12 protein-coding genes and 1 riboswitch are annotated in these 13,734 nt (G+C 62.0%); of the genes, 6 read left to right on the top strand and 6 right to left on the bottom strand.

Going from position 1 to position 13,734, the window contains the following annotated elements; genetic code table 11:
• Positions 1-4 precede the first annotated feature (4 nt).
• On the bottom strand, positions 5-523 hold the full coding sequence (locus AC0L26_RS21670; RefSeq protein ID WP_352933874.1) for a GcrA family cell cycle regulator: 519 nt from the start codon (positions 521-523) through the stop codon (positions 5-7).
• A 352-nt stretch (positions 524-875) separates the two neighbouring features.
• On the opposite strand from AC0L26_RS21670, the gene AC0L26_RS21675 reads away from it, so the two are divergent.
• The 3 genes from AC0L26_RS21675 (at position 876) to AC0L26_RS21685 (ending at position 4,117) form a co-directional block, all read left to right on the top strand.
• The gene (locus AC0L26_RS21675) at positions 876-2,075 is read left to right on the top strand and encodes an acetylornithine transaminase (protein ID WP_473634416.1); all 1,200 of its coding nucleotides are present in this window, start codon (positions 876-878) and stop codon (positions 2,073-2,075) included.
• A gap of 17 nt (positions 2,076-2,092) precedes the next feature.
• The gene (argF, locus tag AC0L26_RS21680) at positions 2,093-3,004 is read left to right on the top strand and encodes an ornithine carbamoyltransferase (RefSeq protein WP_473634417.1); all 912 of its coding nucleotides are present in this window, start codon (positions 2,093-2,095) and stop codon (positions 3,002-3,004) included.
• 78 nt (positions 3,005-3,082) lie between these two features.
• Complete coding sequence (locus AC0L26_RS21685; protein ID WP_473634418.1) at positions 3,083-4,117, top strand: Hsp33 family molecular chaperone; 1,035 nt, start codon at positions 3,083-3,085, stop codon at positions 4,115-4,117.
• Positions 4,118-4,123: 6 nt separating this feature from the next.
• Here the strand turns inward: AC0L26_RS21685 and apaG are convergent, their stop codons facing one another.
• Positions 4,124-4,516 (bottom strand): Co2+/Mg2+ efflux protein ApaG, encoded by a 393-nt coding sequence (gene apaG / locus AC0L26_RS21690; protein WP_352933862.1) that lies wholly within the window; start codon positions 4,514-4,516, stop codon positions 4,124-4,126.
• Between the two features lie 326 nt (positions 4,517-4,842).
• On the opposite strand from apaG, the gene AC0L26_RS21695 reads away from it, so the two are divergent.
• On the top strand, positions 4,843-5,988 hold the full coding sequence (locus AC0L26_RS21695) for a ceramide glucosyltransferase (RefSeq protein WP_473634419.1): 1,146 nt from the start codon (positions 4,843-4,845) through the stop codon (positions 5,986-5,988).
• Positions 5,989-6,012: 24 nt separating this feature from the next.
• Here AC0L26_RS21695 and AC0L26_RS21700 read toward each other — a convergent pair whose 3' ends face one another.
• Entirely contained in the window at positions 6,013-7,203 is a 1,191-nt protein-coding gene (locus AC0L26_RS21700; RefSeq protein ID WP_473634420.1) for an O-succinylhomoserine sulfhydrylase, read from the bottom strand.
• 56 nt (positions 7,204-7,259) lie between these two features.
• A riboswitch (SAM riboswitch) is annotated at positions 7,260-7,337 on the bottom strand.
• A 168-nt stretch (positions 7,338-7,505) separates the two neighbouring features.
• On the opposite strand from AC0L26_RS21700, the gene AC0L26_RS21705 reads away from it, so the two are divergent.
• On the top strand, positions 7,506-8,600 hold the full coding sequence (locus AC0L26_RS21705; RefSeq protein ID WP_473634421.1) for a 2'-deoxycytidine 5'-triphosphate deaminase: 1,095 nt from the start codon (positions 7,506-7,508) through the stop codon (positions 8,598-8,600).
• A gap of 97 nt (positions 8,601-8,697) precedes the next feature.
• On the top strand, positions 8,698-9,471 hold the full coding sequence (locus AC0L26_RS21710) for an ABC transporter substrate-binding protein (protein WP_473634422.1): 774 nt from the start codon (positions 8,698-8,700) through the stop codon (positions 9,469-9,471).
• A gap of 184 nt (positions 9,472-9,655) precedes the next feature.
• Here the strand turns inward: AC0L26_RS21710 and araD1 are convergent, their stop codons facing one another.
• The 3 genes from araD1 to mmsA form a co-directional block, all read right to left on the bottom strand.
• Positions 9,656-10,648 carry an AraD1 family protein gene (araD1, locus tag AC0L26_RS21715; protein WP_473634423.1) on the bottom strand — a complete coding sequence of 331 codons (993 nt, stop codon included), beginning with the start codon at positions 10,646-10,648 and terminating at the stop codon, positions 9,656-9,658.
• 211 nt (positions 10,649-10,859) lie between these two features.
• On the bottom strand, positions 10,860-12,152 hold the full coding sequence (gene mmsB, locus AC0L26_RS21720; protein WP_352933843.1) for a multiple monosaccharide ABC transporter permease: 1,293 nt from the start codon (positions 12,150-12,152) through the stop codon (positions 10,860-10,862).
• Entirely contained in the window at positions 12,149-13,681 is a 1,533-nt protein-coding gene (gene mmsA, locus AC0L26_RS21725; RefSeq protein ID WP_473634424.1) for a multiple monosaccharide ABC transporter ATP-binding protein, read from the bottom strand. Before mmsA ends, mmsB begins: the two co-directional genes overlap by 4 nt.
• Between the last annotated feature and the right edge of the window lie 53 nt (positions 13,682-13,734).

Below are 13,734 nucleotides of genomic sequence, written 5' to 3' on the forward strand. Positions count from 1 at the left end.
TCGCTCAGCGGCTGCGCCGCCGCTCCGAGGCAGGCTGAAACGCAACCCGGGCGTGGTACTTGCAATAGGGTCCGGTTTCGGCCGCGTCGTTGCCGCAGAAATGGAACTCTTCCGAAAGCGGATCGCCATTGGGCCATTTGCATGTCCGCTCGGTCAGCTCGACGAGTTGCAGATGCCGTGAAATCGGCACGACGACATTCTCGACCGGGCGAATGTAATGGCGCGCGACAGGCTCGGCGTCGAATTGTGCCTGCAGCGCCGTCGCGCCGATCGACGTGGTGATATGCCGCGCGGTGCTCGCTGCCCGTGACACCGATTTCTGGACGGTCGATCCCTGTACGCTCTTTTTCTGACGCGCCGGCGTGGCGGTTGAACGCCCGCGGCCCGACAGTTTCAGCCGATGCACTTTGCCGATGACCGCATTGCGGCTGACGCCTCCAAGCTGTGCGGCGATCTGGCTGGCGCTCAGTCCCTCCGACCACAATTTTCTAAGAAGTTCTACTCGCTCGTCAGTCCAGTTCATGACCGCGCTCCTGCTGAGGCGTGAGGCAATCGGAATCCAATCCCGACCCGGCTTCTGCCGGGCAGACACCACATATATCGGGTGATTAGGTCCGCCGCACGAAATCTAGTTATTTCTCGACTACAATTACCTTATGCGCTGACTCGGTGACAAGAGTCCCGAGGGCAACACGAATCGGTTTTTTCGGTTTTCCCCAACTTGCCCGGTCGCTTATGAGCCGGCATCTGGCTAGGAGGCTTGTCGCGTGTCTTTGCGCGACGTTTTCGTTGACTTCATGGCTGAAAAACACGATAAGCCGCAAAGGCCGCCGCTTTGGCGGCTTTTTGATTTTCCGGTTCCGGAGACGCATATAATGAGCGGTTCGGCGCTTTTCGAGACCTTTACCCGCGCACCCCTGGCCTTCGACCACGGGGAAGGCACTTGGCTGATTACCGACAAGGGCGAACGATATCTCGATTTTGCTGGCGGCATTGCCGTGAATTCGTTGGGCCACAGCCATCCACATCTGGTCGCTGCACTTACAGAGCAGGCCGCCAAGCTCTGGCATATCTCCAACCTCTACGAGATTCCGCAGCAGAGACGGCTGGGTGAGCGGCTGGTCGACGCCACCTTCGCCGACAAGGTGTTCTTTACCAATTCCGGCGCCGAGGCGCTGGAATGTGCGATCAAAACGGCGCGGCGCTACCACTTCGTCAAGGGCCATCCAGAGCGTTTTCGTATTATCACCTTCGAAGGCGCTTTCCACGGCCGCACCCTGGCGACGATAGCAGCGGGCGGCCAATACAAATATCTCGAAGGATTCGGGCCCAAGGTCGAAGGCTTCGATCAGGTCGGTTTCGATGACATCGACGCCGCCGAAAAGGCGATCACGTCGGAGACCGCAGCGATCCTGATCGAGCCGGTACAGGGCGAAGGCGGCATCCGCCCGGTGCCGACACAGTCGCTGAAGCGGCTCCGGCAGCTCTGTGAGCAGCATGACCTGCTCTTGATTTACGATGAGGTCCAGTGCGGCATCGGCCGCACCGGAAAACTGTTCGCGCATGAATGGTCCGGTGTGACGCCTGATATCATGGCAATCGCCAAGGGCATCGGCGGTGGCTTTCCGATGGGCGCCTGCCTGGCCACCGACGAGGCAGCGGTCGGCATGACCGCTGGCGTGCATGGCACCACCTTTGGCGGCAATCCGCTGGCGATGGCGGTCGGCAACGCCGTGCTCGACGTGGTGCTGGAAGACGGCTTCCTGGAGGATGTCCAGCGCAAGGCGCTGCTGTTGAAGCAGGGGCTGGCGGGCGTTGCCGACGAATTCCCTGATGTCATCGAAGACATCAGGGGAACCGGCCTGATGCTCGGCCTGAAATGTGCGATGCCCAACACCAAGGTGAACACGGCGCTGCGCGATCAGCATCTGCTGACGGTTCCGGCGGGCGACAATGTCATCCGCCTGCTACCGCCGCTCACCGTCACCGATGCTGAGATCCATGAAGCGCTCGACCGCATCCGCACCGCTGCCCGGGGCCTGGCGGACGCCATCGCCGCGGCTGCCGCGAAGTAACAGTCGAAAGACCCCAAATGAGCCTTCGCCATTTCACCGATCTTTCCGCCGTTTCCGAAGGCGATCTGCGCTTCATGCTGGATGACGCAGTCGTGCGGAAGGCAAAGCTCAAGGCCGGTGAGCGGACCAAGCCGCTCGAAGGCAAGGTGCTGGCCATGATCTTCGACAAGCCGTCGACGCGCACGCGTGTGTCCTTCGACGTCGGCATGCGCCAGCTCGGCGGCGAGACCATCATGCTGACCGGCACCGAGATGCAGCTCGGCCGCTCCGAAACGATCGCCGACACGGCCAAGGTGCTGTCGCGCTATGTCGACGCGATCATGATCCGCACTACATCGCATGACCGGCTGCTCGAGCTGACAGAGAACGCCACCATACCCGTCATCAACGGGCTGACCGACGATACCCATCCCTGCCAGCTTATGGCAGACATCATGACCTTCGAGGAACATCGCGGCCCGGTTGCCGGCAAGACCATCGCCTGGACCGGCGACGGCAACAACGTGCTGCATTCCCTGCTGGAAGCCTCGGCGCGGTTCCGCTTCAACCTGAATGTCGCCGTGCCGGAAGGCAGCGAGCCGGCGCAGAAGCATATCGACTGGTCGAGGGCGCATGGCGGCAAATTGAATTTCACCCGCTCGCCCGAGGAGGCGGTGCACCAGGCCGACTGCGTCGTCACCGACTGCTGGGTGTCTATGGGCCAGGAGCACCGTGCGCGCGGCCACAATGTCTTTTCACCCTACCAGGTCAATGCGGCGCTGATGGCGAAGGCGAAGCCGGACGCATTGTTCATGCACTGCCTGCCGGCGCATCGTGGCGAGGAGGTCACCGACGAAGTCATCGACGGGCCGCATTCGGTGGTGTTCGATGAGGCCGAGAACCGACTCCACGCCCAGAAGGCGGTTTTGGCCTGGTGCCTCGGCGCTTGATCCGGAGGCGCGTGATGCCTATCTCAGGCGCATCACGCAAATCGAGCGCGTTTCGACGCATGCGCCCCGGAGGGCGGCATGGCCGCGCCCCGGAGCTTTGTTATGTTGGAAACTCATCAATTGGCTGAACATCAACCCAAACTCGGCGAGTTCGGCTACGCCGGCGACGATCATGTCGTGCCTTTCGAGGTCGGCCCGCTCGACGTGCGCGGCCGCACCGTCCAACTCGGGCCGATGCTCGACGCGATCCTCAGCCGCCACGACTATCCCGAGCCGGTCGCCCGGTTGCTGGCGGAAGCCTGCGTGCTGACGGTGCTGCTTGGCACCTCGCTCAAGTTCGAGGGCAAGTTCATCCTGCAGACCCGCACCGACGGGCCGGTCGACATGCTGGTCGCGGATTTTTCCACGCCGTCGGCGCTGCGCGCCTATGCGCGTTTCGATGCCGACCGGCTGGAGGCGCTGACCGCCGCCGGCGAAACGTCGCAGCAGACGCTGCTCGGCAGCGGCGTCCTGGCGCTGACCATCGACCAGGGCGCCCACACGCAGCGCTATCAGGGCATCGTCCAGCTCGACGGCGAGACGCTGGAGGAGGCCGCGCGCACCTATTTCCGTCAGTCGGAGCAGATCCCGACCGATCTCAGGCTCTCGGTGGCCAAGCTGTTGACCCCAGGCATCGGCGGCGCCCGCGAGCAGTGGCGCGCCGGTGGCATCCTGGCGCAGTTCCTGCCGCAATCGCCGGAACGCATGCGCGTGCCCGATCTGCCAGGTGGCGACGGCGATCCGCGCGACGAGATCCACGATCCGGCCGACAATTCCTGGCAGGAACTGCTGGCACTGCTTGGCACCATCGAGCCGACGGAACTGATCGACCCGACGATCGGCGCCGAGCGATTGCTTTACCGGCTGTTCCACGAGCACGGCGTCCGCGTCTTCGGCGGCGTTCCGGTCGCCGACCAGTGCTCATGTTCCAAGGAGAAGATCCGCGGCATTCTCGAAGGTTTCTCCGCCGACGAGATCAGGGACAGCACCGAGGATGGCGGCATTCACGTCGCCTGCGAATTCTGCTCGAAGCAGTATGACTTCGACCCCGCGGAATTTACCGCGGCGCAGTGACAGCTGTCAGTTGACGGTGCGCCGTGTGCCCGGCAGGTCGAGCGAAAAGGCGGGGATGGCGATATCGAACGTCTCGCCCCGCTTGTTGCGCATCGTGTAGTGGCCAACCATGATGCCGGAAGGCGTCGGCAACGGGCAACCGGACGTATATTGATAGCTGTCGCCGGGGTTGAGCTCGGGCTGGTCGCCAACGACGCCGGCGCCGCGCACTTCCTCGACGCGGCCGGCGCCGTCCGTGATATGCCAATAGCGCGACAGAAGCTGAACGAACTCGTCCGACTGATTGTCTATGGTTACGTGATAACCCCAGACATAGCGGTTCTCCGTCGGGTCCGAGCGATCTTCCAGATAGAATGGCCTGACCAGCACTTCGATGTTGCGCGTGACGGCGCGGTACATGGATTACTCCGGTTGCTGCGGCAGGGAACATTTGTCCCGCTGCGCGGTTTGATGCGGGAGCGCAGACCCCGTTTGCCGACCTCAAAGCGCACGTGCCGAAAAACAATGTCATTTAAGTGACACATGACAATGTTGGTGTGCACAGACCGTGCCGGGCGACTCGGGCGCTCTGTCGACTACCACATCGGCCTGTAAATCCAATTCGATTTTCGGAAAGCACGATGCGGTAGACTCAAAAAGCGTTAGAGCGTCCTTTGCGCGTCCAAATGGACGCGACGCTCTCATAAAACGGCCGCAGGCGGCCTTTCCGGAGTGACCAGATCTCGATGGAACTGACTCTCGCAGCCGCCGTTGCTTCTTCAGCCCTTCTTCTTTCAAATCTCGCCAGCATCATGCTCGCCTCATCGCGGCTGAAGAAGCGGCAGGTCATCGCTGCACCCTCCGGGAACCCGCCGCCTCTCTCGATCGTCGTGCCGTCGCGTGGCGTCGAGCCGTTCACCGAGGAGACGCTTCAGCGCGCCTTCTCGCTCGATTGGCCACACTATGAACTGATCTTCTGCGTCGCCCATGCCGACGATCCAGTAGTCAATCTCATCAACGCCGCTATTGCCCGCTATCCCAATGTGCCGGCGCGGCTGCTCACCGGCGATGACCGCATTAGCGCCAATCCCAAGCTCAATAACTGCGTCAAGGGTTGGGAAGCCGCACGCCACGACTGGGTCATCCTTGCCGACTCCAACGTGTTGATGCCCAAAGACTATATCCAGCACCTGATGGCCGCATGGCGGCCGACCACAGGCCTTGTCTGCTCGACCCCGATCGGCTCGCGGCCGGATGGCTTCTGGGCCGAAGTCGAATGCGCTTTCCTCAACACTCTGCAGGCGCGCTGGCAGTATGCCGGCGAGGCACTTGGCCTCGGCTTTGCCCAGGGCAAGAGCATGCTGTGGAACAAGCCGGTGCTTGACGCGAATGGCGGTATCCACGCGCTCGCCGCCGAGATCGCTGAGGACGCCGCTGCGACCAAGCTGGTCAATGGGCTCGGTTTGCGCGTCAACCTCGTCGCTTCGCCATTCGAGCAGCCGCTCGGCCAGCGTACATTCGGCGAAATTTGGTCACGGCAGGCCCGCTGGGCGCGGCTGCGCCGCGTCACCTTCCCGCTGTTCTTCGCGCCCGAGATATTAACCGGCGCGGCAATGCCACTGCTGTTGGCGCTGATCGCGGCGGCAAGGGCCGGCGTCAGCTTGCCCACCACGGCTTTATGCGTACTGCTGATTGCCTATCTGCCGGAATGCATGCTCGCCTGGTCCAAGGGCTGGTATCTCTCGCCACGCACCGTCACCGCGATGATCGTGCGGGATACGGTGCTTCCTGCAATTTGGGCACGTGGCTGGCTGGGCGGTGCCGTCGAATGGCGCGGCAATGCCATGACCATCCGCACCAAGGCTATGACCGAGTTGGAAGAAAGCGTCTGAGAAATCCCTGCCGCGCGGCGACTGCTATTTGGCTGATTTGAGTGCCTGCTCGACATCCGCGAGCAGATCGTCCGTGTCCTCAAGTCCGACGGACAGCCTCAGCGTGCCCGGCCCTATGCCGAGTTCGGCGCGCGCCTCATCGCTCAGATTCTTGTGCGTCGTTGTCGCCGGGTGGGTGATCAGGCTCTTGGCGTCGCCGAGATTGTTGGAGATCAGCACGATATCGAGCGCGTTCTGGAAGGCGAAGGCCGCCTGCTTGCCGCCCTTGACGTCGAGGCAGATCAGCGTCGAGCCGCCCGACATCTGCTTCTTGACGACCGCCGCCTGCGGGTGGTCGGCGCGGCCGGGATAGATAACGCGGGCGATTTCCGATCGCTCGGCAAGAAAATCCGCGATCTTGCCGGCACTTTCCGTCTGCTGACGCACGCGCAGCGGCAGCGTCTCCAGGCCCTTCAGCAGTGTCCAGGCATTGAACGGAGACAGGCTGGGGCCGGTGTGGCGGAAATAGTCGTGCAGGTTCTCGTCGATCCACTTCTTGTCCGACAGGATGATGCCGCCGAGGCAGCGCCCCTGGCCGTCGATGTGCTTGGTCGCCGAATAGACCACGATATGGGCGCCGAGCTGCAACGGTTTCTGCTGCAAGGGCGTGGCAAAGACATTGTCGACGATCAGCCGCGCGCCGATCGAATTGGCAAGCGAGGCAACGGCTGCGATGTCGACGACTTCCAGCGTCGGATTGGTCGGGCTTTCAAGAAAGAACAGCTTGGTGTTGGGCCTGACCGCCTGTTCCCAATTGGCGATTTCGGTGCCGTCGACCAGCGTCGCCTCGATGCCGTATTTCGGCGCCAGCGTCTCGACCACCCAGCGGCAGGAGCCGAACAGCGCCCGCGCCGCCACGATATGGTCGCCGGCCTTGGCGCTGCACAGCAGCGCCGCCGTCACCGCAGCCATGCCCGACGCAGTGGCGCGGGCATCTTCGGCGCCTTCCAGCGCGCACATGCGCTTCTCGAACATGTCGACCGTCGGATTGGCATAGCGCGAATAGATGAAGCCCGGTTCCTCGCCCTTGAAACGGGCCTCGGCCGCTTGCGCGGTGTCGTAGACATAGCCCTGGGTGAGGTACATCGCCTCGGACGTCTCGCCGAAACCGGAACGCAAGGTCCCGCTATGCACGAGTGCTGTCTGAGGTTTCCAGTTGCGCTTCTTGCTTGTCATCACTTTGTTCCAGACACAAAAAAACCGGCCGCGAAAGTCGCAACCGGTCCATACGGCCTTGCGGCCCGACGGTCCTTTAGCGACTTGTTTAACGTGGCTGCAAGCCGACCGGCCAAATCACCACGGGATAACGATCCTTTAGACCCGGACCTCGCTTGCGTCAATTGCCGGCATGATTAAGAGGTTTGTACCAGCAGGTTCCGCAAAAGCCTGCCCTCGGGTCTGACCTGAGGGTGTCACGGTTTTGCGGCATGAGCCTGCAAGAAACGAGACCTTGCCCGGCCTTCAAGCGGAGCCAGACTTTGCGGCAGACAGGCATTCTTCCCGATCAGGACATTTCCGCGCTGTTCCAGTCGGGTGCGCTGACGTCGCTGCGGGCGCTCGACGCCGACCAGATCCAGCCAGCCAGCCTCGACCTCAGGCTTGGCGACAAGGCCTGGCGGGTACGCGCCTCTTTCCTGCCTGGCCCAAACCACAGAGTCGCTGAAAAACTCGACCGTCTGAAGCTGCACGAAATCAATCTTGCCGACGGTGCGGTGCTGGAGACGGGCTGCGTCTATATCGTCCCGCTGCTCGAGAGCCTGGCGCTTCCGGCAAACATTTCGGCCTCGGCCAACCCGAAGAGCTCGACCGGACGGCTCGACATCTTCACCCGCGTGATGACCGATCGCGGCCACGAGTTCGACAAGATCGCTGCCGGCTATAGCGGCCCGCTCTATCTGGAAGTCAGTCCGCGCACCTTTCCGATCGTCGTCCGCGCCGGCTCGCGGCTGTCGCAGATCAGGTTCCGCACCGGCAATGCGCTTTTGTCGGAAGGCGAGCTGCACGAATTACACCGTGCCGAGACGCTCGTCGCTACCGAGCCACCCAACATTTCCGGTGGCGGCATCGCGCTGTCGATCGATCTCGATGGCGACAAGGATGGCCTTGTCGGTTACCGCGGCAAGCATCACACCGGGCTGGTCGACGTCGACAAGCGCGCCGCGCAGGATGTCGTCGACTTCTGGGAGCCGCTCTACAAGAGCGGCGCCGGCGAATTGGTGCTCGATCCGGACGAATTCTATATCCTTGTCAGCCAGGAGGCGGTGCATGTGCCGCCGCTCTATGCCGCCGAGATGACGCCCTTCGATCCGCTGGTCGGCGAATTCCGCGTCCACTATGCCGGCTTCTTCGATCCGGGCTTTGGCCATTCGGCGGCCGGCGGCACCGGCAGCCGGGCGGTGCTCGAAGTGCGCAGCCACGAAGTGCCGTTCATCCTCGACCACGGCCAGATCGTCGGGCGCCTCGTCTACGAGCACATGCTGAAGCGGCCGCAGGCGCTCTACGGCACGGATCTCGGCTCGAATTATCAGGCACAGGGCCTGAAACTGTCCAAGCATTTCCGCGCCGCGCGCTGATCGCCGATCCCGATCAGACCGTGCTTGCCTGAACCATACGGGTCGTGCTTGGCTGCGCCCAGCCGTCAGGATGGCTCTGAACCAAGGGAACAAAAAAATGCAGATTTCAAGATGGATCGCATCGGCAGCAACAGCCGCCATGCTGGTGATATCGGCCGGCTCCTTGTCGGCGCAAGCACAGGAAAAATTGAAGATCGCCACCGAAGGCGCCTATCCGCCGTTCAACACCATCACCGCGGACGGCAAGCTCGTCGGCTTCGATATCGACATCGCCGAGGCGCTTTGCGCTCAGATGAAGGCCGAGTGCGAACTTGTCACGCAGGACTGGGACGGCATGATTCCGGCGCTCCAGGCCAGAAAATTCGACGCCATCGTCGCGTCCATGAGCATTACCGAGGAGCGCAAGAAGCAGGTCTCCTTCACCAACAAATACTATACGACACCGCTTTCGCTGGTGGCCTTGAAGGACAGCGATATTGCCTCGACCGAACCCGCCGCACTCGCCGGCAAGACAGTCGGCGCCCAGGCTTCGACCACCCAGGCCGACTATGCCCAGGATGTCTATGGCAAGGCCGGCGCCGAGGCGAAGCTCTATCCGACCCAGGAGGAGGCGGTTGCCGACCTGATGAACGGCCGCCTAGATGCCGTCCTCTCAGACAAGTTCGTGCTGATGGACTGGATGAAGAAATCGAGCGACGGCTGCTGCAAGATGGTTGGTGACGTCAAGGGCACCGAGACGGAAGCAGGCATCGCCGTGCGTCAGGAAGACAATGCGCTGCGCGAAAAACTCAACGCCGCCATAGACGCCATCGTCGCCGACGGAACCTACAAGAAGATCCAGGCCAAGTATTTCGACTTCGATATTTATTGAGGTAGGAACTGCCAATCTCCCCCTTGAGGGGGAGATGCCAAGTGGTGGCAAAGAGGGCAGGCCAGAGGGGGTCGGTCCGGCCGGGCTCGGCTCTTTATCGCAGACGCAGGGGGCTGGCGCTCTACGCGAGACGACCCCCTCTGTCGCCTTCGGCGACATCTCCCCCTCGAGGGGAGATCACCCGCTACAGTGCCTTCACCGCCACCTTCACCGGCTGCTCGATTTCGAGCGGGTTGCGCAGCGGCAGGCCGAAATCCTTGGCCTCGATCTCGAACACGTCGCCGGCCTCGGTCCTGACACCGTCGGCGAAGGACAGCGTCGCCGTGCCGAACATGTGCACATGCACGTCGCCCGGCTGGCGGAAGGCCGAATATTTGAAATGGTGATGTTCGAGATTGGCGACGGTGTGCGACATGTTCGCTTCGCCCGACAGGAACGGCTTTTCCCACAGCAGCTTGCCGTCGCGAACGATGCGCGACGAACCCCTGATGTCGGCCGGCAAATCGCCAATCAGGATCTCCGGCCCGAAAGAGGCGTTGCGCAGCTTCGAGTGCGCCAGGAACAGATAGTTCACGCGCTCGGTGACGTGGTCTGAAAACTCGTTCGACAGCGTGAAGCCGACACGGAACGGCGCGCCGTCGTCGCCGATGACATAGATGCCGGCAACCTCCGGTTCCTCGCCGGCATCTTGGGCGAAAGCGGGCGACAGAAGCGCCGCACCGGGCGCCACCGCCATGGTGCCGTTTCCCTTATAGAACCACTCAGGCTGGACCCCCGTCTGGCCCTTGGCCGGCTTGCCGCCTTCCAGTCCCATGCGGAACATCTTCATGGAATCGGTGAGCTGCTCCCCGCCGTCGGTGCTGAGCTTCTTGTGCATGGCATCGCGTGTCGCGGCAGAACCGAGATGCGTCAATCCAGTGCCGGTGAGGTGGAGATGCGCCGGATCCGGATGGTTGATCGGCGACAAAAGCCGTCCCTTTTTATAGGCGGCATCGAGGTCGATCGCTTCACCGAATCCTTTGCGCTCGATGAGAGCGACAAGTCCGCTGCCGGTGCGCGCAGCCTCCATTGCCAGCGAATAAACGCTGCGGGCGCCGTTAATGATCCTGGTCTTGCCGCCATTGCGGGCAACGACCCGAATCGTTTCGGCGTCGTCGAGGATCTGGGAGATCAGCATGATGTACCCTCTCTCTGGTGCTTTGGCCCGGCTGCCCATTTGGCAAACCCTGACCTGCGCGGCTCGGGACCAATCCGTGCCACGGGTGAAATTCTTCGTCCGGATTGCGCTCGCTGGCCTGGTCTCTCAGGAGACTTCTTCGCACCGGCTCTTGCCGGCAGCCGCGATGTGACCCGTATGGTTTCCTCGTCCGGCCAGGTTTCTCCCGGCTTCAACCCTTGTTCTTGTTGTAGACGTCGAAGACCACGGCACCGAGCAGCACCAGGCCTTTGACTACCTGCTGCCAGTCGACATTGACGCCCATGATCGACATGCCGTTGTTCATGACACCCATGATGAAACCGCCGACCACAGCGCCGATGACCTGGCCGACGCCGCCCATCGCCGAAGCGCCACCGATGAACACGGCGGCGATGACGTCGAGTTCGCTGCCGAGGCCCGCCGCAGGAACGGCCTGCCCCAGGCGCGCCGCGATGATCAGGCCGCCAAGCGCCGACAGCACGCCCATATTGACGAACACCAAAAGGGTCAGCCTTTCGGTCTTGATGCCTGATAGCTGCGCTGCCTTGGCATTGCCGCCCATCGCATAGATGCGGCGGCCGATCGTCATGCGTTTGGTGACAAAGACGAACAGGGCGATCAGCGCGCCCATCACCACAAGGACGATCGGCAGGCCCCTGTAGGTGGCGAATTGGTAGACCAGGAACAGCGCCAGGGCGCTGGTCACCAGGGTCTTGACGACGAACAGCATGAAGGGTTCGGCTTCATAGCCATGCCGCTCGCGGCTGCGCCGTGCCCTGAGCCCGAAATAGGCATAAGCGAATACGGCGACGAGGCCGATCACGATCGTCGTCATGTGCAGCGTCAGCCCGCTGCCGACGATCGTCTTGCCGGCGGCGTTGACGACCGGCGGGATCAGCGTCAATGAGCCGATCACGTCAGGAATGAAGCCGGAGCTGAGCGCCTTGAAGCCGACCGGAAGCGGCCCCACGGAAGACCCGCCACCCAGCAGCGCCTGGCAGATGCCGCGGAAGATCAACATCCCCGCCAGTGTGACGATGAAGCTCGGTATTCGGTGATACGCAATCCAGTAGCCTTGCGCCGCGCCGATTGCGCCACCGACGATCAGGCAGATGATCGACACCACCAGCGGATTGCTCAAAGGGCCAAGCGGCCAGATGACCATCATCATCGCCGCTAGCGCGCCGATGAAGCCGGCGACGGAGCCGACGCTGAGATCGATATGGCCGGAGACGATCACCAAAAGCATGCCCAGCGCCATCACGATGATGAAGCTGTTCTGCTGCACCAGGTTGCTCAGGTTCACCGGCTTGAACAGCGTTCCCGACGTCGTGAACTGGAAGAAGAGCATGATGGCGATCAGCGCCAGGATCAGGCCGTATTCGCGCAGATTGGTGACCAGCGCCGAGACGGCAACGCGAGGTGTCTGTTGGAGGTCCTGGGCGACGCCGCTCTGCGGCCCCGGAGCGCTTTCGGTGCTCATGATGCTTTTCCTTCTCCCCGGACGATGGCGCGCATGATTTTTTCCTGATTTGCGTCGGCCGCGGCCATTTCTCCCACGATGCGCCCTTCATTCATGACGTAGATGCGGTCGGTGATGCCGAGCAGCTCGGGCATCTCGGACGAAATGACGATGATCGCCTTACCCTCGGAGGCAAGACGCGCGATGATCGTATAGATTTCATACTTGGCGCCGACGTCGATGCCACGCGTCGGCTCGTCGAGGATAAGCACTTCCGGATTGGCGAACAGCCATTTCGACAGCACCACCTTCTGCTGATTGCCGCCCGACAGATTGCCGGTCATCTGATAGACGCTCGATGCGCGGATATTGGTCTTGGCGCGATAGTCATTGGCGACGGCGAGCTCGCGCATGTCGTCGATCACGCTATGGCGCGACACGCCGGGAAGATTGGCCAACGTGATATTGTGCTTGATATGATCGATCAGGTTGAGCCCGTAGGTCTTGCGGTCCTCGGTGACGTAGGCAATGCCGTGTTCCACCGCCTTGCTCACCGAAGAGATATCGATCGGCTTGCCTTTGAGGCGCACCTCGCCGGTGATGCGGCGGCCGTACGACCTGCCGAACAGACTCATCGCGAATTCCGTGCGTCCGGCGCCCATCAGCCCGGCGATGCCTACGACCTCGCCCCTGCGAACGTCGATGTCGATACCCTTGATCACCTGCCGATCGGCATGGATCGGGTGATAGACCGACCAGTCCTTCACTTCGAGCACGGTCTCGCCGATCTTCGGCTCCCGCGGCGGGAAACGGTTATCGAGCGAGCGGCCAACCATCGAGGTGATGATGCGGTCCTCGCGGATGTCTTTCTTGGCCAGCGTCTCGATGGTCCGCCCGTCGCGGATGATCGTGACTTTGTCGGCGACCCGGTTGACCTCGTTGAGCTTGTGCGAGATCAGGATCGAGGTGATGCCTTGCCGCTTGAATTCGAGCAATAGATCGAGCAGCGCCTGGCTGTCTTTTTCGGACAGGCTCGCGGTCGGCTCGTCAAGGATCAGCAGCTTCACTTCCTTGCTGAGCGCCTTGGCGATCTCGACCAGTTGCTGCTTGCCAACGCCGATATTGGTGATCAGCGTCTTGGGATCCTCCTTGAGGCCCACCTTCTTCAGCAGGGCGCTTGTGCGCGTCTCGTTGGCATTCCAGTCGATGACGCCATATTTTGCGTGTTCGTTGCCGAGGAAAATGTTCTCTGTGATCGACAGCATCGGCACCAGCGCAAGTTCCTGGTGGATGATGACGATGCCTTTGTGTTCGCTGTCATGGATGCCTTTGAAATGGCATTCTTCGCCACGGTAGATGATCGCGCCGTCATAGGTGCCGGACGCATACACGCCCGACAGCACCTTCATCAGCGTCGACTTGCCGGCACCGTTCTCTCCGACCACTGCGTGGATCTCGCCTTCTTCCACGCGCAAATTGACGTTGGACAGCGCCTTGACGCCGGGGAACGTCTTGGTGATGTCGCGCATCTCCAAAATCGTCGAGGTCATCAGGAATTAAGCTCCTCCGAGATCGGCAAAACATACCGGCCTCGCTGGTTAAC

It is taken from the genome of Mesorhizobium sp. WSM4823, from assembly GCF_055811195.1.